Raw genomic sequence first — 25712 nt, forward strand, 5'->3', positions numbered from 1 at the left:
AGAAGGGCGCGCTCGATGGACACGGTGACACTCGAATCCGGTGTTGTCCTGGGCGTGGAACGCGCCGGTGAAGGTCCCACCGTATTGCTCAACGGCGGCCTCGGTATGCCGTCGATGGTATGGGACATCTGCGGTCTCGTCGACTCGCTGGTCGGCGCCGGATTCAGCGTGATCACTTATCACGCACGCGGTCTGGCCCCCTCGGCCGCACCACCGGCGCCGTATTCCATCGCCGACCTCGCCGACGACGCCGCCGGCCTCCTCGACCACTTCGGTGTCGAGGTTGCGACCGTTGTCGGATATTCCATGGGCTGCTACACAACTCAGATGATGTTGCGAACCAGACCCGAATTGGTCAGTGCAGCAGTATTTTTCGCGGGCCTGCAGCCGAGTCCGATCGGCGCACTGGTCGGCGAGATGGAGTTGGCGCTGATCGAGCAGATCGGTGAGATACCGCGTGCAGTACTGGTTTTCGAACAACTCATGACCACCCTGCACACCACCCTGCTGCAAGACCCGAACACGGTCGCCGGATGGCGAGACGTCCTCACCGACTCCGACGGCGGGTGGGCGAGCCCCGAAGGTCTCACCGGACAACTCACGGCCTCATACGGTTGGATCAAAGCCGGGGAACCGACACCCGAACACCTCGCCGAGATCGATGTCCCCACCCTCGTACTCGCATTCGAGCACGATCTGTTCTTCCCGCCGACTCAGAACGCCGCGACGGCGCAACACATCCCGGGATCACAGTTCGCACAGATCGACGGCGCCGGCCACGGCGGGCTGTTCACCGGACCCGGCGACAGCGTCCGTCGCATCACCGAGTTCTGCACCCGCCAGCGCTGAGTCAGTGCACCTGGCCATCCCACTCATGGTCGTGCATGAAACCTTCCGCCAGACCCACCCGGTAACGCATCGAGTTCTGCAAGATGTTTCCCAGGGCGAACGGAATCCCGAGAAAAGGACCTATGTCGTCCCGCCGGGTGATGATCTCGTCGGTCCGCCGAAAGTCCCTCAGAAAACCGCGCAGCGTGTTGCCTTCGAGCGCGGATTTGCGCCAGCCGTACAGCAGCATGCCCGGCCCGACCATCTTCCGGACACCGGCGCTCGGGGTGATGACGTTGTCGTTCTCACCGAAGAACGCGAGGTCGACGCGATTGTGCGGCTCGAACATGAGGATCCCGCTCGTCGACCGCGGGTTGCACTCGATGGTGAACAGTCCGCGCTCGGAATCTTCGATGAAGTCGAAGCCGATTTGGCCCGTGAAGTTTGTTTCTTTCACCCGCTTGGTCACCCATTCGGTGATCCCGGAATGCTCGACGGGCTCAAAAGTGAGACATGATTGCCCATTGATGGCATAACGGACCGGATAAATGGCATGGGCATGAATACGCCCTTCATGACACACCGAATAGGTGCAATATTTGTCGCCTTTGAGCCATTCCTGAGCAAGCCACGGATTATCCGGATCGAATTCGAGACCCTCCGGCATCTGTCCCGGATTCACCTTGTACACCCGCTGAGAACCCCGCGAGTAGACCTGCTTCAACGCGAAGGGTTTGTCGAAATCGAGGGCCGCGAACTCCGCCGCGGACCGCACCTGCGCGTACTTGAGGGTCGGGAGACCGAGGGTGTCGAGCAGGACCTGATACTCAAACTTGTTGTGTAGCCTGTGCTCGGTCTCGAAATCGGAGAGCAACAGGCGACACTCCGGCGGGAACAGATCGCGCGACATCGCCAAGATGTCGGTCTCCTCGTGCACGGGGATGACCATGTCGATGGACTCTGATCGAACCAATCGCGCTATTTCCGCGGCATACTCCCTGGGCTCGAATTTCGGCCGCGGGACCCGAAATACTTTCTGCACGGAATTGGAGAACCGGGTGATGGGAAATGGCACCGAATCGGCGATGAACACGTTGTGCCCACCGGCGTTCATCAACCTCGCCAGGTCCAGCGTGAGAAACGATCGGCCGAATGTAATGAGGACATTTTTGCCGCTACGACCGGACATCACACCTCGCAGAAAGACCAGAATTTGGCTGCACCCGCAGCATGGTAGCTTAAAAAACACTGAGTGACGGTGCGGGTTGTGAGCCGCCACACTGGTGAGGGGAGGTGTCTGAGTGTTTCTGATCGGCGTCCTGTTCGCAAGTGCTGCCGCCATTGCATACGGAGTTTCGACCGTTCTGCGAGCCCTCGGCGCCCGCAAAGCCGCGGTCGCGGCCCGCGACGCGGACAAGCAAGATCAGCTCACCAGCGAGGGCGGCCCGTCGGTCGCCTCCACTGTCGACACCTTCAAGACACGCGAATTCATCATCGGGACGTCGATGGTGGTGATCGGGTTCGGTGCCGGCGCCGTGGCCGCGCGCTTCCTCCCACTGTTCCTGTCCCAGACCATCGTCTCGGCCAACCTGATCGTCACCGCCCTGATCGGTACCGCTGTCCTCGGCATCAAACTCCATGGCCGCGACTGGGTGGCCATGTGTGCGGTCGTCTTCTCGCTGTGCGCCCTGGGCATGGCGTCGTCACATCAGAGCGGCGGCGGCGAAGAGTCCAGCTTCCACTGGGGGTTGCTCGGTGCCACATGTGTCCTCGCGGTGCTGGCCCTGCTGGCTGTCTACCGCCTCGGCAGGCGCGGGGCAATCGTCGGAGGGGCCGCAGCCGGACTCCTCTTCGGGGTGGTGGCCATCTCGGTCCGCATCCTGCGCGGTGTCGACCCCTTCGACCTCGGCACCCTGCTCACCGATCCCGCGGCCTGGACAATCGCGATCGGTGGCGCGATCGGTTTCTACGTCCACACCGTCGCCCTGCAACTCGGTCAGGTCAACGGCGTCACCGCCGTCCTGGTGGTCGGCGAGACCGCAGGCCCGGGAATCATCGGCGTGACGTTCCTGAACGACAGTGCCAAACCGGGACTCGAGTGGCTCGCGCTCATCGGCTTCATCGGCGCGGTCATCGGCGCCGTGCTGGTGGCCCTGTACAGCACCGTCGACGCGGACCACTTCGGCGAGGCGGAACCGGCCAAGGGTGGCTGGAGTCTGCGACGGCCGAAGACGATCACGCCGGACAACACCGCCGACACCGAGAACGACGGTCACGACACCCCGGACAACACTCCGACCCGGGCGAACACCCCCCGGGGACCGGATCATTCGTAGTCGGCGAACCGACTACACGTTCGATGTTTCACATGCCTCCTCGTCGGCCTCAGGGCCCTTCTCACCGGCTCTGCCGCGGCGCGCCTTCAGATACTTGGCGCACCGGTTCACCGTCACGATCGCGAACCCGGCCAACATCCAGCCGAGCAGGATGTCGAGCACAAAATGCTCCGCCGTGTACACAAGCGTGAACGCCATCGCGCAGGCATAGCCCAGGAACAGCACCCGGCCCAGCGCACCCACTCGCGGCCACATGAACATGGCGAGGAACATCGTCAGCCCGGCGTGCAGTGACGGGATGGCCGCCACCAGATTCGCTTTCGCCTGACCGAGCCGGACCAGCCCCGACGCCGCGTGGATGTCGAGCACATCCCAGCCGCGGGCCGAGATCCGTTCGACGTACGGCTGCGCGCCCTCGTGCTCGGGCACCACATCGCCCAACATGCCGCCGCCCTCGTACGGGGCGCGGTCCATACAGTCCGGGTGTCTCGGATGATCGGTCACCTCGGCGGCCGAGCACTGGGCTGCGGCCCACGGCGGCGCGGCGGGCACCAACGTGTACCCGACCAGCGCCAGGAACGTCGTCAGCAGGAATCCCGCCGCGTACCGCCTCCAGGCGTTGCGATCCCGGAGCCACAGCACCGCGGCCGCCGCGTACGGGACGATGAAATACGACATGTAGACAACGCTGGTGATCACCTCCCACCACGGCGGCTCGGCCTGCTTGAGGTGGCTCTGCAGAAACACCGTCGGGTTGACCCCGAACATCCAGTGATCGAAGTCGACGGCCAGCGCCCACTGGGTGGGCATGTCGAGCCACTGGGCGATGTTGCGGGTGAAATCGTAGGCCAGCAGGATCAACGCGAACGGCAGCCAATCGATCACCACGGTGATCACCCGCCGGCGGCCGATGCTGGCCGCGGCCAGCCCGGCACACAGCAGCAGCAACAGGCGGGTCCGGTCGAAGGCCAGTCCGAGGTAGGCGAGGTGCGCGATCACCAACGCAAGCCAGGCGGCGATCGCGATCGCACGCCACAGTTTCAGGTTGCTCAGCGACGCACCCCAATTGGAAGTGCTCAGGCGCGTACGCCATGGTCGATCGACGACGTGCCCCCCGGGGATCGCCGCATCGGACCGGTCGGCCTCCTGCGTGCTCATGAAGCCACGTAATCACTGGACACCTGTCGTTGGCTCAGAATTCGCCAAAACGTTCCCGCCTGGAAACAGACGGCGCGGCTCGGATCAAACCGGTCATCACCTCAAGTGGCGTCAGTCACACTTGAACACACGCAACCGATCCGACTCCGGAGGCAACGTGCCCAACAAGTATCTGCGATATGGCGACCGGCGGTACATCATCAACAACGAAGCCGAAGCGCGCCTCAACCGAACCCTGGAAGCCGTGTACGCAGATGGCAGCCGGGGCCATCAGTGGCTGAGCCTGTATCGCGATTCCGAGGCGCCCTGCCGGCTGCTCATCGCGACCGGTGTACCCATCACGATCGAAACCGAACTCTGCATGGACGACTGACCGAGTCGGCAGAGCGCGGCGGCGGAGTCCTGTTCGGTGAGCAAACCGATCTCGATACGCTCTGCAGTTGTGGACACGGCCGAGGTGGCAGATGAGGACGCCGACTACCGCACGTCACAGCTGATCACCTACATCGGCAACAAACGCCAGTTGCTCGGCCTCATCGACGAGGCGCTGGCCACGGTGCAACAGCGGGTGGGGCGCCGGCTCGTCACGCTCGATGCGTTCTCCGGAAGTGGTGTGGTCTCCCGGTTGGCGAAGTCGCGGTCGGAGCTGGTGATCGCCAACGACCTCGAGAGCTACGCGCGGGTGGTCAGCGACTGTTACCTGACCAATTCCGACGAGATCGACCGCGCGGTGCTCGGGCAGACCGTGGACGAGATCAATCAGGTCGTCGAATCCGGCTACCGGACAGACGGATTCATCGCCGAGCACTACGCGCCGTCCGACGACAACCAGATCGCACCAGGTGAACGCGTCTTCTACACCAGCGAGAACGCACGCCGCCTCGACGCGTACATCCACCTCATCCACGGACTCGACGAGCCTCTACGCACATTGCTGCTCGGACCACTGTTGTCGGCGGCGTCCGTCCACGCCAACACCGCGGGAGTGTTCAAGGGTTTCTACAAGGATCGCGAGACCGGTCTCGGCCGGTTCGGCGGTAGCGGCGCCGATGCCCTGAGCCGCATCACCGGGGCCATCACCGCGCGTCCACCGGTCCTGAGCCGTCATCGCTCCGAGCGCCGGGTGCTGCAGACCGACGCCGGAGCGTTGCCCACACTGGTCCGGGGCATCGACGTCGCGTACCTCGACCCGCCTTACAACCAGCACCCGTACGGCTCGAATTACTTCATGCTCAACCTGATCGCCGACAACCGCGTACCCACCGCGATGAGCAAGGTTTCGGGTATACCCAACGACTGGAACCGGTCGGGTTACAACGTGCGGTCCAGCGCCGCGCCGCTGTTGCGGTCGCTCATCGAAGATCTCGACTCGAAGTTCCTGTTGATCTCATTCAACGACGACGGATACATCACCCCCGAACAGATGCGCGACATGCTCGAACCCATCGGCACCGTCACCGAGTTCACGCAGCGCTACAACACCTTTCGCGGCAGCCGCAATCTCAAGGGCAGGAGCGTGCACGTCACCGAGCACCTCTACCTCGTGGAACGGTTCTGACCTGCTCGCCAGATCTGGCCTACAGGCCTACAGGGGGTACCGCGCCCGGTACACGGCGTGGTCCCGACGGGCCTGCATCGCCTTCGTGTGCGCATCGGAGATGTGCGGAATCGCTCGGAGGGAGACGATCGACAGCGTGATGAGGACCACCGCGCAGATACCCGCGACGGCACCTTCGACATAGTGCTCGCTGGCCGTCGCGATGAGTGTCAGCGCCACCGACGCGGCCCCGGCTACACCTGCGAAGTAGGCAAGCCACCCGGCCGGCCACACCGCGAGCCTGCGGAGATGTAGCGACGTTCCTGAGTGCATGATGACTCCATTCCTATGTGATACACATCACTATTCTCTGATCTTACGCCGGGCTCACGAGGGGCGGCAGAGCAAAATCCCACGTAACGTCGAGCAGATGAAAAGCGCTCTGGTCCGAGCTCGCGATGTGGCACTGCGACGAATCGATCGGGTCATCGAGCCCTACCCCGTCCGCGACCTCCCCGATGGCCACATGGTGTATCTGCCGGGACGGGGTTCGACGTATGTCACCGACTCGGGCCCGAAGGACAAACCGGCGATCTTCCTCCTGCATTCAGTCCTCACCAACGGGTTGCTGTGCTGGTACCCGCTGATCCCGGCCCTCAACAAGCATTTCCGGGTCATCACCCTCGACCAGCGGTGGCACGGACGCGGCCTCCGCAACCGGCCGTTCGACCTCGACGACTGCGCCGACGACGTCGCTGCGCTCGCCGACGCCCTGGGCATCGACACCTTCACCGCTGCCGGGTTCTCGATGGGTGGCGGTGTCGCCCAATTGACCTGGCGCCGTCATCGCAGCCGTGTCAACGGATTGATCCTGTGCTCCACCGGGCCCTACTTCGGCAGCAACGACCCCAAACGCCAGACCAGCATGTCCAACATCGGACGCGTCATGAAGGTCATTCATCCGCCCCACGTGCAGCCGAACGCCGCCAAACTCGACGATCGAACAGTCCCGGATTCCGTCTGGGCGCTGCGGCAGTTCCTGTCGACCCCGGTCTCCCGCCTCGGGTCACTCGGCGACGGTATGGGCCGGTTCGATTCGCGGCCCTGGCTTTCCGAGATCGACGTACCCACCGCGGTCCTTATCTCGACCAGGGATCGGGTGATCCCACCGGCGCGTCAGCACCTGCTCTCCGACAACATCCCTGGCAGCAAGGCATTCGAGGTCGACGGCGGGCACGCCTGCTGCGTGCTCGAGGCCGACCGCTTCATCCCGGTCTTCTGCGAAGCCGCGCGGCACGCCACCTCCGCCCCCGCCCCCGCACTCCGATGATGTGCCCTTTTGGCGAACAAAATCCCAGGTCGGCACCGCCAAAACAGCACATCATCGGTGTGCGGTGACGGTGATGACAACCCAGCCTGCCGCGCGCAGCCGGTTCCATCGCTCGAGATCCCGCGCGTGCTGCTCGGCACCGCGGTGGTGTTCACCGTCGTACTCGGCCGCAATCTTCAGATGCGGCCAGGCCGCATCAAGCCGATACCGACCGCCCATCACCCGATGCTGGAGTACGAATCCGTGGAATCCCTCGTCGACGAAGACAAGTCTCAGCAGGGTTTCCCACGGCGACTCCGACAACGGATCGACCAACTTGAGCGCCGTGATCGCCTTACCGATTCCCCAATGACGTTCCCACTTCCGGAGCGCCGATCGAACGTCTTCGAGCAATCCCGGATGCCGACGGACCATCGAGTCCAGGGCTGCCACCGCGTCGTCGCGTGCATTGAAGCGCCCCAGGTCGATTGCAGTCCGGGCCAAGGTGGTCACGAGCGTTCCGCCGAGCACGGTGTATTCGTCGTCGTCGATCTGTAGTCGTCGCACACGCAAGCCGCGGAACTCGCGGCCGTTGATGGGCACGATCAACTCCGGCTGCGCATCTTCAGGCCGATACAGGTTGCCCCACTGATCAGCTGCCGACCATCCGCACAGGATGCCCGGTAGATCCTTGTCGCTACCCGGATAGGCCAGACTCGCGGCGACACCGAGCATCGTGAAATCGACAACCTGATCACGGCGAATCCACACGCCCCGAAACAGGATCCGATAATTCTCCCGCAGCTGATACCGCGACATCAGCGCAAGGAGATCTTCTACCCGCCTCGGGCCCGTGGGAAGTTCCATACGGACACAGAAACCACCCGGACCGACCGAAACCCGCCGCCACCACGGAGTTATCCACAGCCCGAACCCCGATGATGTGCCCTTTTGGCGAACAAAACGCCAGGTCGGCACCGCCAAAACAGCACATCATCGGGTTCAGGGGGCCGGGTTACGGGCAGGACTTGAGAAGCACCTTCACCTCGTCTTCGAAGGCCTGCATCAGCGGCCACGGATCAGGGACGTGTTCTTTGCAGGCGATGACGCCGATGTTGAGCTGGCCGTTCTGGGAGAACACGGTGATGTTCATGCCGGCCCCGTGGAACACCGGACCGAGCGGGTACATCGCCTCGATCTTCGCGCCGAGGTAGTACAGCGGGAAGTCGGGACCGGGGACGTTCGAGATCACCAGGTTGTAGATCACCGGATGCCGCTCGGCCAGTTCCTGCGACGCGTACAGCCGCATCGCCACGCCCATCGTGGCCGGTGGCACGAACTGCGCCCAGCCCCGAAGGAGGTTCGAGTCCATCGAGCCGTGGTGTTCCTTGGATTTGCGGACCTGCTCGCCCACGGTTGTGATTCGCTGCACCGGGTCTTCGATGTCGGTGGCCAGTTTGGTGAACATGCCCGTCACCTTGTTCGTGCCCTGAGTCACCAGGTCGTCGTCGTTGTCCCCGTGCACCGAGACCGGGACCATCGCGACCAACGGCTGGTCGGGAAGCTCGCCCAGTTCATCGAGGTAGTCGCGCAGTGCCCCGGCGCAGACGCTCAGTACGACGTCGTTGATCTTGACGCCGAAGTGGTCCTTGATGCGTTTGACGTCGGCGAGCGACACCTGCGTGTACGCCAGGCTCCGATGCCCGGTGATCGACTTGTTGAACGGGGTCCGCGGTGCGCGGAACGGCAACGGCATCGCCTCGTTCCGGATCGCCCGGGCAACCCAGTCGAACGGCACCTGCGCCGTCTTGGGAAGCAGGCGCGCGAAACTCATCGGCCGCCTGGCAACCTGGAGCGCGCCATCGACCGCGAGCCCGACCAGCGAGGCGTCCCCGGCCGAATGGGCGAGGGAATCCTCGTCGAGTTCGGGCTCGTCGGGACTGAACGTGCACAGTTTCGCCAGCAGATCCGAGGCCGTCACACCATCGACGCCGGCGTGGTGCATACGTAGCAACACCGCGATCTTCCTGTCGGCGAGCCCCTCGATCACCCACATCTCCCACAGCGGTTTGCTGCGGTCGAGCGGCACCCCGGCGATGTGGGCACAGAAGTCGGCGAGTTCGGTGCGCCCACCCGGGGCGGGCACCGCCACCCGGTGCACGTGCCGCTCGATGTCGAACTGCCGATCCTCGACCCACACCGGATGGTCGAGGTTCAGGATCGAGTCCCTGAGCTTTCGCCGGAATGTCGGAAGTCCGGCGATCCGCCGCTGGAGTACGTCGCGCATCTTCTCGAACGAATAGCCGCCGTCGACCGTATCCGGGTCGAGTTCGATCAGGCCGACGATGTGCATCAGTTGCGATCGGGATTCGAGATACAGAAATGAGGCGTCCAGACCACTCAAACGTTCCACGTTCACTCCCCCAGGCAATTCGTCCGACAGTGGCACCCAGCTATTCACTGTGCTCCACTTCGCCACCGAATACCTGGAGATCGCGCAGGAGAAACGTCCGTTGTGACCAGAGCCTCCTAAGCTGTGGTCATGCGCACAGGTGCCCACGTACGACAAGACAGCGATCCCATCGGCCGCGCCGAGGAACTCGGCGCCGAATTGCTCCAGATGTTTGTGACAGATCCACAGGGTTGGGAAAAGCCGAAACCCCACCCTCTCGCCGAGCAGATCCGCAACTCCCCGATCGATGTGGTGGTGCACAGCTCGTACCGAATCAACGTGGCCAGCCTCAACAACCGGTTGCGGATGCCGTCGCGCCAGGCGGTGATAAACCAGGCCGCCGCGGCCGCCGAACTCGGAGCCTTCGGCCTCGTGGTGCACGGCGGCCACCTGCGCGACGACGAGGATGCGAAAGACGGCTACGAGAACTGGCGCAAGCTCTTCGAGCGGGCGAACGACAAGGGCGGCTTCGGAGTCCCGATCCTGATCGAGAACACCGCAGGTGGCGACCACGCGATGGCCCGCAGCCTGGAGAACATCGAACGGCTGTGGGACGCGGTCGGCGAGTTCGACAACGCCGGCTTCTGCCTCGACACCTGCCACGCGTGGGCGGGCGGCGAGGATCTTGTCGACATCGTCGAGCGGGTGAAGGCGATCACCGGACGCATCGACCTGATCCACCTGAACAACTCACGCGACGAGTTCGATTCCGGTCGCGACCGGCACGCCAACCTCACCGACGGTCACATCGACCCCGATGTCCTGGTCGCGGTGGTGAAGGCCGCCGACGCCCCGGTGATCCTCGAGACGCCGGAGGAAGGTCTTGCCGACGATCTGACCTATCTGCGTGAGGCGCTCGCCTGAATCGTTCTCAGGAGCGGAGATTGCCGCTGCCGTGGATCTCTCGCCGGATCGCCTGCATCCTCTCGTCGAGGGTGTTGGCGGTCTCGGCGGCCACGGTCAGTTCGTCGAGCAGGTGCGCGGGCACCGTGCGGTCGTATTTGTAATAGATCTTGTGCTCGAGGCTGGCCCAGAAGTCCATCGCGATGGTGCGGACCTGCAGTTCCACCTTCACCGGCAGCTGACCGCTGCTGAGATTGACCGGCGTCTCGACGATCGTGTGCAGCCCGCGGTATCCGTTGGGCTTCGGGTTGGCGATGTAGTCCTTGGTCTGCAGTGTCTTCACGTCGGGCTGGGCGCAGAGCAGTTCGGTCAGGCGGTAGGCGTCGGTGATGAACGTGCACGTCACCCGGACACCGGCGATGTCGTCGATCTTGTCCTGCAGGGCGGTGGGGTCCATGGGGATGTCACGGCGGTAGGCCTTGGCCAGCAGACTCTCCGGGCTCTTCACCCGTGAGGTGATGTGTTCGATGGGGTTGTAGTCGTTGAGGTAGGCGAACTCGTCACGCAAGATCTCCAGCTTCGTGACGATCTCCTTGTTCGCGAACTGGAACGGCAGCATGAACTTCTGAAGGCCGTGCCCGATCTCGATGAGATCGGCGGGTTCGAGATCACGGTCCCCGTCGGCGGTGCTCAGCCATCTGCGCAGGGGGCGGGACCCTTCGCTGTGCAGACCGTCGCCACTCGCCATCACTTCAGACATGTCCTCCATCGTGCCCGAACAGTCGGATGCACTCGGGCCAGGACGCATGGACGTTCTTTGATGTGTCACACATCATATTTGTCAATGCGCAGCGCGTTTGTGCGTCGTGGTAAGCGGATGTAATATTGAGTTGTTACTGGCGAGTAACTTACCGCGCAGTCCACCTACCGGGTACTCGTCACAATCAGAGCAGTTCGAACGATTGCAAAGGATTCTGCAATGGGGCATTACAAGAGCAATCTCCGCGACCTCCAGTTCAACCTCTTCGAGTTGTACAAGCTCGAAGAAGTTCTCGGCAGCGGAGACTTCGGCGACCTCGACAAAGAGACCGCCATCGACATGCTGCGTGAGGTCAACAGCCTCGCTCAGGGCCCGCTGGCGGAATCCTTCGCCGACGCCGACCGCAACCCGCCGGTCTTCGATCCGGAGACCCACAGCGTCACCGTGCCCGAGTCGTTCAAGAAGTCGTACAAGACCATGATCGACGGCGGCTGGGACAAGCTGGGTATCGAAGAAGAACTGGGTGGCTTGCCCGTGCCCCGCTCGCTGTACTGGGCGATCGGCGAGCTGCTCCTCGGCGCCAACCCGGCCGCGTTCATGTACGCCGCCGGCGCCGGATTCTCGAACATCTTCTTCAACAACGGCACCGACGAACAGAAGAAGTGGGCCGTCATCAGCGCCGAACGCGGCTGGGGCGCCACCATGGTGCTGACCGAGCCCGACGCCGGTTCCGATGTGGGCGCCGCCCGCACCAAGGCCATTCAGCAGGAGGACGGCACCTGGCACATCGACGGTGTCAAGCGCTTCATCACCTCGGCCGATCAGGACATGACCGAGAACATCATCCACCTGGTGCTGGCCCGCCCCGAGGGCGCGCGTCCGGGCACCAAGGGCCTGTCGCTGTTCTTCGTACCGAAGTTCCACTTCGACCACGAGACCGGCGAACTCGGTGAGCGCAACGGCGCCTTCGTCACCAACGTCGAGCACAAGATGGGCCTCAAGGTCTCGTCCACCTGTGAGCTGACCTTCGGCCAGCACGGTGTCCCGGCCAAGGGCTGGCTCGTCGGCGAGGTCCACGACGGCATCGCGCAGATGTTCGACGTCATCGAGCACGCTCGAATGATGGTGGGCACCAAGGCCATCGCCACACTGTCGACCGGATACCTCAACGCCCTCGAATACGCCAAGGAGCGTGTGCAGGGTGCCGACATGACCCAGATGACCGACAAGGCCGCACCCCGCGTCGCCATCACCCACCACCCGGACGTGCGTCGTTCGCTGATGACCCAGAAGGCGTACACCGAGGGTCTGCGCGCGGTCTACCTCTACACCGCTTCACACCAGGACGGCGCGGCCGCTCAGATCGTCTCCGGCGCCGACAAGGAGATGGCCTACCGCGTCAACGATCTGTTGCTGCCGATCGTCAAGGGTGTGGGTTCCGAGCGTGCGTACCAGAACCTGACCGAATCGCTGCAGACCCTGGGCGGCTCCGGCTTCCTGCAGGACTACCCGATCGAGCAGTACATCCGCGACGCAAAGATCGACTCGCTGTACGAAGGCACCACCGCCATCCAGGCGCAGGACTTCTTCTTCCGCAAGATCATCCGCGACAAGGGCCAGGCCCTGGCTCACGTGGCCGGACAGATCAGCAGCTTCATCGAGTCCGATTCCGGCGACGGCCGCCTCAAAGCCGAGAAGGCCCTCCTGGCGACCGCCCTCGAGGATGTCCAGGGCATGGCCGCCACCCTCACCGGTTTCCTGATGAACGCCCAGGAGCAGCCGACGGAGCTGTACAAGGTGGGTCTGGGCAGCGTCCGCTTCCTGATGAGCGTGGGCGACCTGCTCATCGGCTGGCTGCTGCTGCGTCAGGCCGAGGTGGCCCTGAACGCACTCGATGCCGGTGCGAGCGACGCCGATACCGCGTTCTACAACGGCAAGGTGGCCGTGGCGACGTTCTTCGCGAAGAACATGCTGCCCGAGCTGACCGCCGTCCGCGGCATCGTCGAGAAGGTCGACAACGACATCATGGAACTGGACGTGGCCTCGTTCTAGTCCGTCCCTGAACACGGGCGCGCAAGTCCCACACTGAAAGTCCGAGAAAAGGTCCGCTCCACCTCGCGCGAGGTGGAGCGGACCTTTTTGGCGGTGGGCAGCCGGTAGGGTCACGTGAATGGACATGGCGACGTTGCGTCGGCACCCCGACGTCGAGGGACAAGGGCTGGTCGCGGTCGATGCCGCGGATCGGCTGATCCTCGACGAGGCCGCCGATCTCGTCACCGGCGCGGGCGCACATGCCGTTGTTGTCATCGACGACGCCTACGGCGCACTGACCTTGGGGGCGATGGATGCCGGTGCCGCGCAGGTGCGCACCCACCAGGATCTGGTTACCGGGCGGCGCGCCCTGGTCGCCAACGCTGATCGCCTGGGACTCAACGATTTCGATCAGATCTCCTTGTCCGCCGACGCCGTCGCCGACGCGCGGGTGGTGTTACTGCGGTTGCCGCGCTCACTCGAACGGCTGGCCGAGGTGGCCGCGCTCGTCGCCGCGCACGCCAACCCGGACGTCGTGGTGGTCGCCGGCGGCCGGATCAAACACATGTCCCGGCAGATGAACGACGTCTTGGGCGCGGTGTTCGAGCAGGTGGATGTATCCCATGCCCGCCAGAAGTCGCGGGTTCTGTTCGCCCGCAAGCCCCGACGAGACGCCGCCGGACGTGCCCTGGCGTCGTGGCCGCGACGGGACCGGCACGACGACGTGGGCCTCGATGTGGTGGCGCATGGCGGTGTGTTCGCCGGAACCAAGATCGACATCGGCACCCGACTATTGCTCAACAGCCTTGCCAACGCCCCGATCGAAGCCCACACGGCCGTCGACTTGGCCTGCGGCAGCGGCATTGTCGGATCCTGGCTGGCACTGCACCGACCGGACTTGAGGGTGACCGCCACCGATCGGTCGGCCATCGCGGTCGCCTCGGCGCGCGCCACCGCAGCTGCGAATGGTCTCACCGACCGCGTCGACGTGGTGCAGGCCGATGGACTGGAGACCCTGCCGGACGGCTCGCAGGAACTGATCGTTCTCAATCCGCCGTTCCACACCGATGCCGCACTCTCGGTCGGCATCGCCGAGCACCTCTTCATCGATGCCGCGCGCACCTTGGCCGGCGGCGGCGAGCTGTGGTGTGTGTGGAACTCCCATCTGCGGTATCGCCCCGCACTCGAACGCATCGTCGGGCCAACCCGGCAGATCGCCCGGAACACCAAGTTCACCGTCACCGCCTCCACCCGCCGAACGTAGGCACCCAGAAACCAAGAATTCGCTCCGCGTACCTCCGTTCGCTCCGGTTGCAACCGGCGCGAACGCGAGAACGTGGAGCGAATTTGGTTGCGGCGGAGACTACTTCGGTGGCATCCGGATTCCGCCGTCGACGCGGACGACCTCACCGTTCATGTAGGAGTTGGTGATCAGTTCGATGACCATCGACGCGAGCTCGTCGGGGGTGCCGAGTCGGCGCGGGTACAGCACGCTCTCACCGAGCTTGGCCTTGAACGCCTCCGACTCGGGACCTGTTCCGTAGATCGGGGTCTCGATGAGTCCGGGGGCGACGGTGTTGTTGCGGATGCCGGCGGCCGCGAGGTCGCGCGCGACGGTCAGGGTCAGGCTGACGATGCCGCCCTTGGACGCCGAGTACGCGGCCTGGCCGATCTGCCCGTCGAAGGCGGCCACACTGGCCAGCGACACGATCGCGCCCTTCTCGCCGGACTCGGTGGGCTCCGCACGGCTCATCGCCGTGGCGGCGAGGCGGGTCGCATCGAAGCTGCCGATCAGGTTGATGTTGATGACCTTGCGGAAGGCGTCGATGTCGTGTGCGGACGAGAACTCCCCGTCGCGGCCGATGGTGCGCTGCGCCGAGCCGATTCCGGCCGAGTTCACCAGTGCCCGCAGCGGTCCGAGTTCAAGAGCCTTGTTGACCGCGGCCTCGATCTGCTCGGTCTTGGTGACGTCGACGCTGACAAACGTCCCACCGATCTCCTTGGCCAGGGCTTCACCCTTGTCGGCCTGCAGGTCGGCCACGACCACCTTGGCCCCCAGTGCGGCGAGTTGCCGCGCCACTGCAGCACCGATACCCGATGCCCCACCCGTCACAATTGCGCTTGCTCCATTGATTTCCATCCTCGCACCCTATGACCGAGCGCTTGTTCGGTTCAAGTAGACCCCGGCAAACGCGCGCGGGCTCTAATACAGGTGTGAGCGGTACTCCTCTTGTCGCCGCGGCTCATCCGACGGCACGGTGAGCGAGTGCTGTTCGGCGACGATGTCCCGGACGGCAGGCACCACATCGGGATCGGCGAACCGCTCCGGGTTCCACAGGTCGGACCGCAGGATCGCCCGGGCACAGTGGACGTAGACCTCGTCGACCTCGACGACCACTGCCAGCGTCGCGGGCTTGCCCTTGATCGCCATGGCGTCGAGCAACTCCGGGTCGGTGCGCAGGGTCGCGCGACCGTTGACCCGCAGGACCTCGTCGATCCCCGGGACCAGGAACATCACCCCGACGTGTGGGTTGGAGAGAATGTTGCGGTACGAGTCGACCCGGCGGTTGCCCGGGCGGTCCGGCAGCACAAGCGTGCCCGCATCCTTGACGAAGACCGCGGAATCGACGTCTCCGCGCGGCGAGCAGTCACAGTTTCCGTCGGCGTCCGCCGTGGCCAACACGAAAAACCTTGCGTGCTTGATGTACTCGGCCATGAGTGGGGTCATGGACCCCGTGTGCTTGTTCAGGACGGATTCGCTGGGCACGCCGAGTACCCGTTCGAGGTCCGCCTTTGTGGTGATCGCGTGGGCGTCTTCTGGAGCATCGATATCGGTCGTCACCTCTCAAATCTGACACCACCGACGGATCCGGCCGCAGCCGCCCCTGGCGATCTACAGCGGACGTTCTCCCAAACCGACGTCCGGGCTGTCCAGCGCCGCCATCGCGGAGGAGCACCTGACTCCGAAATGCCGTGATCGGATTCATCGGATTCATCCCACCAACGTCACGATCAACAGCACTGGCAGTAGCACTGGCAGTAGCACAGCAAATGCAGCCGCCCGTATGACACCAGCACCATCGAAAACCTAGCCTACCCAAACTCGACCCTCAGGGGTGGCAGACAATCCGATTGAACACTTCGTTCAATGGTAGCCTTCAGCCACAGCTACAAACTAATAGGCTATTTTGAGTAGGTGGCATTCATGACCGAGTTCATGGTCCACAGCGACCTCACCAACGGATTCGCCCGGCATCCCGAGCCTGTGGCCGACCGCTACCGCGACCTGGGATTGTGGCACGACACCCCCTTGTGGAGCGTGCTCTGGGATCAGGCGTCCGCCACCCCGGACGCCAGAGCGGTTACCGACGACGGTGTCGCACTCACCTACGCCGAACTCGCCGCCGCGGCAGCTGCACGGGCCACCGGATTTATCAAGGCCGGCCTACGCCCCGGCGACCGCGTCGTGATGCAGAACCAGAACTCGGTAGCGTTTGCCGTCAACTTCTTCGGCCTGCTGCGCGCCGGCGTTGCTCCCGTGATGGCACTGCCCGCGCATCGCATCTCCGAGATCGCGCACCTGGCCAGAACCTCCACCGCAGTCGGGTACATCTGCCACGATGTGGCCGGCGGATTCGATTACCGAACTCTTGCAACAGATCTGGTGGATCGAGTACCGAGCGTGACCCACGTGTTCGTCGATGGAGACCCAGGGCCCTTCTCCCCCCTGCCCACCGGCGATGCCACCTCGGCGGTTCCATCCGACTGCGACCCGGAATCCCCCGCATTGTTCCTCGTCTCGGGTGGGACCACTGGGCTACCCAAGCTGATTGCCCGCAGCCACAACGACTACCGGTTCAACGCCGAGAGTAGCGCCACCATCGCCGAGCTCGGTTCGACGGATACCTATCTGGTGACATTGCCTGCAGCACATAACTTTCCACTGGCATGCCCAGGACTCCTGGGTATCCTGTCGGTCGGTGGACATGCGGTATTCACAACTGATCCGGCCCCGGACAACACCTTTGACCTGATTGAGAAATACCGTGTCACAGCCGTGGCACTGGTGCCGGCCCTGGCCCAGGTGTGGACCGCGGCCACCGAGTGGGAACCGGCCGACGTGTCGTCGCTGAGGCTCGTCCAGGTCGGTGGCGCCAAACTCGCCGAAGCCGATGCCATCGCCGCGAATGAGGCCTTTGGCGGAGCTGTGCAGCAGGTGTTCGGGATGGCCGAAGGACTTATCTGCTACACCCGCGCCGGGGATGATCCACAGACCGTCACGCAAACCCAGGGCAGGCCGATGAGCGACCTCGACCAGTTGCGGGTGGTGGACGACAACGGCGACGACGTTCCCGACCACATCGAAGGCGAGCTCCTGGTCAAGGGGCCGTATACGATTCGCGGCTACTACCGGGCCGACGAGCACAATGCCCGGTCCTTCACCGCCGACGGCTACTACCGCAGTGGCGACCGGGTCCGCCGTCTCCCATCCGGACATCTCATGGTCACCGGCCGGATCAAAGACACCATCGTGCGCGGTGGAGAGAACGTTGCCGCCGATGATGTCGAAGAGAACCTGTTGGCGCATCCCGACATTCGGCAGGCCGCGGTGGTCGGACTCCCTGACGAGAATCTGGGCGAGAAGATCTGTGCCGCAATCGTCGTCACCGGGACCGCGCCAGACCTTCCCACCGTCCGGACGTTCTTGGCAGACCGTGGTCTGGCCACTTTCAAGCAACCGGATCAGCTCCGCGTTGTCGAGTCCCTGCCGGTCACCGCCGTCGGCAAGATCGACAAGCGCGCCCTACGCGCCCGGCTCACATAGACAGGCGGGTCGACGCGGCAATCTACCGCCGAACCAGCGGGATCACCAGTGGGGTCAGCGATTCGGGATCCTCGATGATCCGGCACGGCAAACCGAACACTTCGTGCACGAGGTCGGCGGTGATGACATCGGCGGGCCGTCCCTGCGTGACGATGTCGCCGTCTTTCATCGCGATGATGTGGTCGGCGTACCGGCAGGCGTGGTTGAGATCGTGCAGCACCGCGACCAGGGTGCGGCCCTTGACCTTGTTGAGTTCGGAACACAGTTCGAGCAGGTCGATCTGGTATGCGATGTCGAGGAAGGTCGTCGGTTCGTCAAGCAGCATCAGCGGAGTCTCCTGCGCCAGCACCATGGCCACCCAGACCCGCTGGCGCTGACCACCGGACAGCTCGTCCACCAACCGTCCCGACAACTCGGTGACGCCGGTGGCCTCCATCGCCTCCACGACGGCACTCTCGTCGTCTTTCGACCACTGCCGGATCAGTTTCTGATGCGGGTAGCGCCCTCGGGCCACCAGGTCTGCCACCCGGATGCCGTCCGGCGCGATCGACGACTGAGGGAGCAAACCCAGCCTGCGGGCCACCTCTTTGGCCGGGTAGGAGGTGATCGCCTTGCCGTCGAGTAACACCGTCCCGGAGTTCGGGGTCAGCAACCGCGACAGCGCCCGCAGCAGCGTCGACTTCCCGCATGCGTTGGGGCCCACGATGACCGTGAACGCACCGTCTGGGATGTCGACGCTCAGCGATTCGCTGATGACTCGCTTGTCGTAGCCGATGGTGATGTCGCGCGCCTGCAACCGGGCCGCGGTCGTGGCCGCCGGTGTCTCGCCGTCCGACTCGGTCACATCGGTCTTGTTCACATTTACTCCCAGCATGTTCTCGGTGCTCATTGTCGGCGCGCCTCCCGGGCGAGCAGCCAGATCAGGTACAACCCGCCCACCGAGACGGTGACCACACCCACCGGCAACTGCGTCGGCGCGAAGGCGCGCTGCGCGATCAGGTCACTGCAGATCAGCAGCAATGCTCCCATCGCCGCCGAGGGCAGCAGTGCCACCCCTGCGGTGCGAGTGAGTCTGCGGGCAACCTGGGGGGCTGCCAGGGACACGAATGCGATCGGACCCGCTGCGGCAGTTGCCACGGCGGTCAGCGCCACGCCGACGATGATCAGTCCCAGACGCGTCGGTTCGGCCCTGATACCCAGCGCTTTGGCTGCATCGTCACCCAGATCGAGCATCGGCATCCGGCGCGAGACCACTATCACGAACGGCACGAGGACCGCGAGGACGATCATCACCGGCTTCGCCTGTGACCACCCCAATCCGTTGAGCGACCCGGCACCCCACACCGCCGCCGACATGGCTTCTTCCAGATCGGCCTCGAGGATGAGCCAGGTGTTCACCGACGCCAGGACGGCGCTGATCGCGATACCGACGATGATGAACCGGAAGCCCTGCACACCACGCTTGAAGGCCAGCAGATAGACGACGAGCGCGGTGGCGATGCCGCCGATCAACGCCCCGATCGCCGTGCCGTAGTAGCCGCTGTCGCCACCGATCACCAGCAGGACCACCAACGCACCGGTGTAGGCACCGGTGTTGAAACCGATGACGTCCGGGCTGCCGAGCGGGTTACGGGTGATCGATTGGAATATGGCTCCGCTGACGCCCAAAGCCGCGCCTAGGACCAGCGCCAGCAGTACCCGCGGCATCCGCCACTGGGTCACCACCAACTCCTCGATACGGGTGCCCGTCCCGAAGATGGCGTTGAGCACCCGGTCCGGGGCGACCGGATAATCCCCGATCCCGAGTGCGATCACCGCGACCACCAGCGACAGGACCACCAGCACCGCGATCACCACAACGGCACGGATGTCGATCCGGCCCGACGGCGTACCGCCAGGCGACCGAAGAATCGCGACCCGGCGGCCGAAATCGATGCCCGACGATCCGCCGGTCTTCTTCATCTCGATGGTCACAGCCCACTCGCCTTACCGCGACGCACCAAGAATATGAGTACGGGCGCACCCACAAATGCGGTCACGACGCCGACGGGCATCTCGCCGGGCCGGACGATCACCCGGCCGATCACGTCAGACAACAGCAGCAGGATGGGTGCACCCACCAGGGTGTACGCCATGATCCACCGTTGGTCCGGTCCCACAATCCACCGGGCGACGTGCGGCACCATCAGACCGACAAATGCGATCGGACCAGCCGCAGCCGTAGCCGCGCCGCAGAGCAGCATGACCGCGATGAAACCGAGAACCCGGGTGCGAGCGATGTTCGCACCCAACGATCGGGCCAGATCGTCGCCCATCGCCACCGCGTTGAGCGGCCGTGCAATCGAGAACGCGAGCACCAGACCGACGACCACAAACGGCGCGATGGCACCAGAGACCTCGAGACCGCGGCCTGCGATTGTGCCCGCATACCAGTTCCGCATCTGGTCGAAGGCCCGAGGGTCCACCAAGATCAAGCCCGTGGTGATCCCGGTGAGGAACGCCCCGACCGCCACGCCCGACAACGTCAGCCGGATCGGGGTGGCACCGCCGCGGCCCACGGACCCCAGCGCGTAGACCACGATCATCGCCACGACGGTCCCCGCGAACGCGAACCAGATGTACGCCCAGATGCCACCGACCCCGAGGATTCCGACCGCCAGCGCCACGGCAAACGCGGCACCCTGGTTGATTCCGAGGATTCCTGGATCGGCCAGCGGATTCCGTGTCATTGCCTGGATCACCGCGCCGCCGATTCCGAGCGCCATCCCGACGATGAGACCCAAGACGGTTCGCGGGATCCTCAAGTCACGGATGATGATGTGGTCATTCGAGTTGTCGTACGTCCAGAGGGCGTCCCACACGGTTCCCAATGGGATGTCCTTGGCCCCGATCGCGATGCTGAGCAGGCACGCCAGCGCGAGGACGGCCAGACCTACCAGGAAGCCCAGCATACGACGGGTGTTGGTCTGCGCGAGCCCGGCAGACGTACGACGACCTGCAGGCTCGACACCTTCGACAGGACCGGCCGGTTGCCGTGCGCGTGCGCCGACGCTCACGTTGAGTACCCGCATGTGTTGGGCCGCATGTTCACCTTGCTGTCGCTATCACCACCATCGACCAGAGACGTTGCCGGTCGCACGCCACGGTCGTGGCCAAGAGTTCCTATTGGCAATGCTTACCTTAGTCTCTGTGCGTCGACAACCAACACCACAGGGCCCGGTGAACGGCCGGCGTTCGATGACGATTGCTAGCCTGGAATCGGTCCTCCCTGGACAACCGACCACGTGTCAAACGGTCCACCGCTACCAACTGAACATGCCGATCGACGAAGTGTTAGGTTAGGCTATGTTAGCCGACTACTTCGGAAGGTTACCGGAAATGTCCACCTCATCGACCGAGACCAGACGCGCCGCCGAAGCACCAGGTACCGACAATCGGCCCAGCGCACCGACCTTCGCCTTATCACGACCGACGTACCATGTGCTCGCGTACGGAACATCCGCCCAGTTCGATTCCGTCGATACCGCACGGGCGGCGCTGGCCGCAGGCACCCACGCCCAGATCGTCGGCGCGCTTCCGTTCGATCCCCGGGAGCCTGCCGCGCTCACCGCACCCGCGCGGCTGCACCGAATGCCGCACCGCCTGAGCTCGGTTCAACCCGCCTTGCCGCCGGTCGAGGTCACCGCCACCGAGCCCGAACCAAGCGAGCACGTGCGCAGAATCGCTGACGCAATCAACGTCCTTTCGGACCATCGGACCCCACTCGACAAAGTAGTCTTGGCGCGTACCGTCCACCTGCGCGCCGGCGATCTGATCGATCCCTCCGATCTGCTCGCGCGGCTGATCGCCGCAGACCGGAACAGCAACGGAATGCTCGCTGACCTCACCCCAGCCGGGCCGTCGTATCGCGGGCACACCCTGATCGGGTCGAGCCCCGAAGTGCTTGTGCGCAAGGCGGGTTCGACGGTCACCTGCCATCCTCTCGCCGGATCCGCACCGCGCCTGGCCGACCCGGACGCGGACCGCGACAACGGCCGGATGCTGGTCGAATCGGCAAAAGATCAGTATGAGCACGCTTTTGTGGTCACCGCGATCGCCGCGGCGCTGGGACCGCTGTGCAGTCGACTCGACGTACCGTCGACACCGACACTCACCCAGACACCCGATCTGTGGCATCTGGGAACCCGCATCGAGGGGACGGTTCGCGACGAGACCACCACCGCACTCGACCTCGCGGTGGCACTGCACCCCACACCCGCCATCTGCGGCACTCCCACCGCCGAAGCCAGCCAGTACATCCTCGCCACGGAGGCCGATCGCGGTTTCTACGCCGGCACCGTGGGCTGGTGCGAGAGCTCCGGCGACGGTGAGTGGATGGTCAGCATCCGGTGCGCCGAGCTCGCCGCCGACCATCGGACACTGCGGGCCTCCGCGGGCGGTGGCATCGTCGCCGGATCCGATCCCGAACTCGAATACGCCGAGACCACGACCAAACTCCGCACGATCCTCACCGCACTGGGCGTCGGGGGCGAGATCTCCGGCCACCGCTCCTGAGTCCGGCCACTCTGCCGTGGCCGCGGCGACGGGCCCGCCAGAACGCAAGACCGTTTCTACGGATAGGCTAGGGTTCTGACAGATCGTTGATCAGGATCGGCCGATGATCCCAGCCCGGGTGCCCGATCCGCGCACCGAAAGGCTCGCCCATGCCGGACTCGCAGACGGCGATACCCGCGGCCCAGAATCTGTCGAAGACCCCATGGACGATGCTCCTGCCCTGGCTCGACGGGTACCGGTCCGGCCCGCCGATCCTGTCCGCCGACGAGCTGATCCCCAATGCCTGGCTCGACTCCAGCCCTGCCGACAACCTGAACACCACGAACTTCGACCGGTTCTGTGAGCGGGTCGCGTCCCGCCACCTCGAGGATCGAGCGGACAAGACGCTCGCCGACGACTTTCCGACACTGTCCGCGACAACTCCGGTGGCCTCGATCGGCGTCGACCGGCACACCGAAAAGGTCCTGCAGGACAACAACATCACGACATGTGGAGATGTTCTGGCGCTGTCCGCGGGCCGTATGCTCCACTTGCCGAACGTGGGCCGTGCCACGGTCGCCGGAGTCATCACCGCTCTGGTCGCCGAGGCCACCCGAACCCCTCAGGGTGGTGGAGGTGGCAGCACCCGGGTCCTGGCCGATCCGGGCCTCATCGATTTCGTCGGGTCCATCGATGAGCGTGACCAGGTCATCCTTCGGGAGCGGATCTTCGCGACCCGGCCGCGGACGCAGGCCGAACTCGCCAAATCGCTCGGTCTGTCCCGTGAGCGGGTGAACCAACTCGACAGGCACTTGCGGTTGCGGCTTTCCGAGACGGTCGGCAATTCGGTCGATCTTCGACGGCTACTCGCCGAGACCGTCGCCGTGGCCGATCCGGTTGCCGACGCCGGCCGCGTGACCGAATCGCTACCTCTGTTCGCGACAGAGATTCCCGCTCTGGGGATTTCGGTCGGTCAGCTGCTCATTGCCGGTTCGGATGAGCTGAGCAGTGTCGACGGCTGGATCATCAGTCGCAGTACTGCCCAGATCGCCGACCTCGTCGGTGACATCCTCGACGCGAACACCGGCGCCGAGTCCCTGGTGCCGGTGCGGGTCGTGGCCTCGGCGCTGCATCTGTCGGAGCCCGAGGCCACCCGCTGGTTGAGCCTGGGTGGTTTCGCGGTACTCGGCGAGTATGTGATCAACGGCCCCACTTCTACCGGTGACCTGATCTGTGCAGTTCTCTCGATAGCCAACAGGCCCTGCACATTCGACGAGATCCTGATCGGTCTGGCCAGTGAACCGCGGTCGCGGTCCAGTGTCCGGAACGCGCTCGTGACCGACGACCGTATCGTCAAGACCGATCGCACCACCTATGGCCTGCGGCGCTGGGGTGGAGAACAATACCTGCCGGTCCACCGCCAGATCGGTCAGCTCCTGGACGCTGCCGGCGGACGCGTCGGGATCGAGGATCTCATCGCGCAGATCAGCGAGAAATACGATGTCACCGAATCGAGCATTCGGGCCTACGCCGGCGCCGGAGAGTTCGTGACGCGCGACGACGTGGTCACCCGCCGGAGCGACCGGTATGTCCACCGCAAATCGCCGGCCAAGACCCGTTTCCTTTATCGCGACGGGGACACGATCCGCTGGGCGACGACCGTCGGCGGGGCCCATATGAAGGGCTCGGCATTCAACATCCCTTCGGCGCTGGCCGGCCTGATCGGTGTCGGTCCGGGTAATCCCGTCCAATTGCCTTCTCGACTGGGTCCGCAATCACTGATGTGGGTGTCGGTGCAGGCCCGGGTCGGAACAATCAAGAGGTTTGTGACGGATCTCGGATTGGCACAGAATGATCCGATATTTCTCGAGTTCACTCCCGACAGTTTCGATATCACACGCCGGCTGTCAGTCAATACTTCAGACCCGGTTGATCAAATATTTGCACTGATGGGCCGTACATCGCAGCGGCCCGACAACAGACAAGAGCTTCTCGTGGAATTGTCCACCGCATTGTTCTTGCCCGATGATTCCGCCGTCGACGCCATTCTGGACACGCTGCGGCACCGAAAAGAAATGGAGCTCGCAGATCTTGTGGCCACCGTGTTCACGACACAGTGAGAAGTGCCCTGGATCCGCATTCGCACGACCTGGTCGCATCACTTGATCCGTCGTGCAGGATGGCGCGTGGGTCGAACTCGTAGACCGCGGGTTCATCCGGCGTGTGCCGAATCAGTCCCGCGCGCCGCTGGACAATCGCCGGCAACACCTCCCCGTAGGGCAGCACCATACGCGGCAGAGCCGCCACCGACCCGGCCGCGTTCGCGCCTCGGACCACGTCATGCATCAGCGCGGGTCCCGCGAAGACCACCGAGACATCGTCGCCCGCCACCGCTTCAAGAACCGTCGCACCGCCACCGGACTCCGGGATCACCTGCACACAGGAACCCGAGGCGGCACATGCCAGCACGAGCAATGCCGCGCACGGACTGCTCCAGGGTTCACACACCACCGCCCGAGCATCAGCGTCCAGGTCGAGCCTGCCCCGGAGTCCGTCCACGTGCTCTGCCACCTGTGATGATGACCAGAACCGGTAACCGTCGTCGTTCAGGATGAGGCCGGCGCTGCGCTGCAGCGGCGAATTCTCGGACACGACAATCAGTGTGAACTCACCGGCCACGTCGAACATCGGGCACATCCGCCGGCCGGATACCAGTTCTACGGTCTCTTCGACGAGTGTGTCGAACCCACGATGCGACACGACGTGATGGAGGTCGAGGCCTTTGGCACTGCTCAAGGTTGTCACGTCGAACGGATCCATCGGCACCACCACGGCGTCCAGGCGGATCAGCGCGTGGAAGGCGAGCAGGAACTCCAGGCCGCCACTGATGCACAATCCAACACGCTGCCTGGTCTGCACTCCCTGTGCCATCAGGTCACCGACGAGCCACTCCACCGATTCCTCAAAACGCTCAAAATCTGTCTCATGTCCATCACAGGCCACCGCCGGACGAGATGAATGCCGGTCGACGGGATCGTCCAGCACCTCGTTCAGAACGAATACACCCATTTGCAACCCCCGTATTTCGTTGACATGCCGG

23 protein-coding genes are annotated in these 25712 nt (G+C 64.3%); 11 read left to right on the forward strand and 12 right to left on the reverse strand.

Features of this window, described 5'->3' with window-relative positions; genetic code table 11:
- Positions 1-15: 15 nt before the first annotated feature.
- Complete coding sequence (locus VIQ49_RS22850; RefSeq protein WP_331888882.1) at positions 16-849, forward strand: alpha/beta fold hydrolase; 834 nt, start codon at positions 16-18, stop codon at positions 847-849.
- 1 nt (position 850) lies between these two features.
- Here VIQ49_RS22850 and VIQ49_RS22855 read toward each other — a convergent pair whose 3' ends face one another.
- Positions 851-2017 (reverse strand): carboxylate--amine ligase, encoded by a 1167-nt coding sequence (locus VIQ49_RS22855; RefSeq protein ID WP_414731696.1) that lies wholly within the window; start codon positions 2015-2017, stop codon positions 851-853.
- Positions 2018-2129: 112 nt separating this feature from the next.
- On the opposite strand from VIQ49_RS22855, the gene VIQ49_RS22860 reads away from it, so the two are divergent.
- Positions 2130-3164, forward strand: coding sequence for an EamA/RhaT family transporter (locus tag VIQ49_RS22860; RefSeq protein WP_331888883.1), 1035 nt, complete (start codon positions 2130-2132; stop codon positions 3162-3164).
- Between the two features lie 12 nt (positions 3165-3176).
- On the opposite strand, the gene VIQ49_RS22865 is transcribed toward VIQ49_RS22860, so the two are convergent.
- On the reverse strand, positions 3177-4322 hold the full coding sequence (locus VIQ49_RS22865) for a phosphatase PAP2 family protein (protein ID WP_331888884.1): 1146 nt from the start codon (positions 4320-4322) through the stop codon (positions 3177-3179).
- Between the two features lie 157 nt (positions 4323-4479).
- Here VIQ49_RS22865 and VIQ49_RS22870 point away from each other — a divergent pair, with 157 nt between their 5' ends.
- The gene (locus VIQ49_RS22870; protein WP_331888885.1) at positions 4480-4695 is read left to right on the forward strand and encodes a hypothetical protein; all 216 of its coding nucleotides are present in this window, start codon (positions 4480-4482) and stop codon (positions 4693-4695) included.
- A 69-nt stretch (positions 4696-4764) separates the two neighbouring features.
- Positions 4765-5880: a DNA adenine methylase gene (locus VIQ49_RS22875; protein ID WP_331888886.1), complete on the forward strand. Its 1116-nt coding sequence runs from the start codon at positions 4765-4767 to the stop codon at positions 5878-5880.
- Positions 5881-5907: 27 nt separating this feature from the next.
- Here the strand turns inward: VIQ49_RS22875 and VIQ49_RS22880 are convergent, their stop codons facing one another.
- Complete coding sequence (locus VIQ49_RS22880; protein ID WP_331888887.1) at positions 5908-6192, reverse strand: hypothetical protein; 285 nt, start codon at positions 6190-6192, stop codon at positions 5908-5910.
- Between the two features lie 97 nt (positions 6193-6289).
- On the opposite strand from VIQ49_RS22880, the gene VIQ49_RS22885 reads away from it, so the two are divergent.
- Entirely contained in the window at positions 6290-7189 is a 900-nt protein-coding gene (locus VIQ49_RS22885) for an alpha/beta fold hydrolase (protein WP_331888888.1), read from the forward strand.
- Positions 7190-7240: 51 nt separating this feature from the next.
- On the opposite strand, the gene VIQ49_RS22890 is transcribed toward VIQ49_RS22885, so the two are convergent.
- Together VIQ49_RS22890 and VIQ49_RS22895 are read right to left on the reverse strand one after the other, a co-directional pair.
- The gene (locus VIQ49_RS22890; protein WP_331888889.1) at positions 7241-8035 is read right to left on the reverse strand and encodes an endonuclease domain-containing protein; all 795 of its coding nucleotides are present in this window, start codon (positions 8033-8035) and stop codon (positions 7241-7243) included.
- A 148-nt stretch (positions 8036-8183) separates the two neighbouring features.
- Positions 8184-9581 carry a wax ester/triacylglycerol synthase family O-acyltransferase gene (locus VIQ49_RS22895; RefSeq protein ID WP_331888890.1) on the reverse strand — a complete coding sequence of 466 codons (1398 nt, stop codon included), beginning with the start codon at positions 9579-9581 and terminating at the stop codon, positions 8184-8186.
- Between the two features lie 129 nt (positions 9582-9710).
- Between VIQ49_RS22895 and VIQ49_RS22900 the strand changes: the two genes are divergently transcribed.
- Positions 9711-10484, forward strand: coding sequence for a deoxyribonuclease IV (locus tag VIQ49_RS22900; protein ID WP_331888891.1), 774 nt, complete (start codon positions 9711-9713; stop codon positions 10482-10484).
- A 7-nt stretch (positions 10485-10491) separates the two neighbouring features.
- Here VIQ49_RS22900 and VIQ49_RS22905 read toward each other — a convergent pair whose 3' ends face one another.
- A complete protein-coding gene (locus VIQ49_RS22905; RefSeq protein WP_331888892.1) occupies positions 10492-11223 on the reverse strand; it encodes a GTP pyrophosphokinase family protein in 732 nt (243 codons plus the stop codon).
- A gap of 219 nt (positions 11224-11442) precedes the next feature.
- On the opposite strand from VIQ49_RS22905, the gene VIQ49_RS22910 reads away from it, so the two are divergent.
- Together VIQ49_RS22910 and VIQ49_RS22915 are read left to right on the forward strand one after the other, a co-directional pair.
- A complete protein-coding gene (locus tag VIQ49_RS22910) occupies positions 11443-13275 on the forward strand; it encodes an acyl-CoA dehydrogenase (protein WP_331888893.1) in 1833 nt (610 codons plus the stop codon).
- A 118-nt stretch (positions 13276-13393) separates the two neighbouring features.
- Entirely contained in the window at positions 13394-14518 is a 1125-nt protein-coding gene (locus tag VIQ49_RS22915) for a class I SAM-dependent methyltransferase (RefSeq protein WP_331888894.1), read from the forward strand.
- 99 nt (positions 14519-14617) lie between these two features.
- On the opposite strand, the gene VIQ49_RS22920 is transcribed toward VIQ49_RS22915, so the two are convergent.
- Positions 14618-15394 (reverse strand): SDR family NAD(P)-dependent oxidoreductase, encoded by a 777-nt coding sequence (locus tag VIQ49_RS22920; protein ID WP_331888895.1) that lies wholly within the window; start codon positions 15392-15394, stop codon positions 14618-14620.
- 63 nt (positions 15395-15457) lie between these two features.
- Entirely contained in the window at positions 15458-16096 is a 639-nt protein-coding gene (locus VIQ49_RS22925) for an MSMEG_1061 family FMN-dependent PPOX-type flavoprotein (protein ID WP_331888896.1), read from the reverse strand.
- Between the two features lie 363 nt (positions 16097-16459).
- On the opposite strand from VIQ49_RS22925, the gene VIQ49_RS22930 reads away from it, so the two are divergent.
- Positions 16460-18079 carry a (2,3-dihydroxybenzoyl)adenylate synthase gene (locus VIQ49_RS22930; RefSeq protein WP_331888897.1) on the forward strand — a complete coding sequence of 540 codons (1620 nt, stop codon included), beginning with the start codon at positions 16460-16462 and terminating at the stop codon, positions 18077-18079.
- A gap of 22 nt (positions 18080-18101) precedes the next feature.
- Here VIQ49_RS22930 and VIQ49_RS22935 read toward each other — a convergent pair whose 3' ends face one another.
- Genes VIQ49_RS22935 through VIQ49_RS22945 form a run of 3 tightly spaced genes read right to left on the reverse strand, consistent with a single transcriptional unit; the run spans position 18102 to position 21030 of the window.
- Entirely contained in the window at positions 18102-18968 is an 867-nt protein-coding gene (locus VIQ49_RS22935) for an ABC transporter ATP-binding protein (protein WP_331888898.1), read from the reverse strand.
- Positions 18965-20041, reverse strand: a complete 1077-nt coding sequence (locus VIQ49_RS22940) for a FecCD family ABC transporter permease (RefSeq protein ID WP_331888912.1) — start codon at positions 20039-20041, stop codon at positions 18965-18967. Before VIQ49_RS22940 ends, VIQ49_RS22935 begins: the two co-directional genes overlap by 4 nt.
- An 8-nt stretch (positions 20042-20049) precedes the next feature.
- Positions 20050-21030: a FecCD family ABC transporter permease gene (locus VIQ49_RS22945; protein WP_331888913.1), complete on the reverse strand. Its 981-nt coding sequence runs from the start codon at positions 21028-21030 to the stop codon at positions 20050-20052.
- Positions 21031-21457: 427 nt separating this feature from the next.
- Here VIQ49_RS22945 and VIQ49_RS22950 point away from each other — a divergent pair, with 427 nt between their 5' ends.
- Both VIQ49_RS22950 and VIQ49_RS22955 read left to right on the forward strand, forming a co-directional pair.
- Positions 21458-22633 carry an isochorismate synthase gene (locus tag VIQ49_RS22950; RefSeq protein WP_331888899.1) on the forward strand — a complete coding sequence of 392 codons (1176 nt, stop codon included), beginning with the start codon at positions 21458-21460 and terminating at the stop codon, positions 22631-22633.
- Between the two features lie 149 nt (positions 22634-22782).
- On the forward strand, positions 22783-24732 hold the full coding sequence (locus tag VIQ49_RS22955; RefSeq protein ID WP_331888900.1) for a sigma factor-like helix-turn-helix DNA-binding protein: 1950 nt from the start codon (positions 22783-22785) through the stop codon (positions 24730-24732).
- On the opposite strand, the gene VIQ49_RS22960 is transcribed toward VIQ49_RS22955, so the two are convergent.
- On the reverse strand, positions 24719-25681 hold the full coding sequence (locus tag VIQ49_RS22960) for an AMP-binding protein (protein ID WP_331888901.1): 963 nt from the start codon (positions 25679-25681) through the stop codon (positions 24719-24721). The two genes, VIQ49_RS22955 and VIQ49_RS22960, sit on opposite strands and share 14 nt — an antisense overlap.
- Between the last annotated feature and the right edge of the window lie 31 nt (positions 25682-25712).

The organism is Williamsia sp., assembly GCF_036566845.1.
GTDB lineage: Bacteria > Actinomycetota > Actinomycetes > Mycobacteriales > Mycobacteriaceae > Williamsia.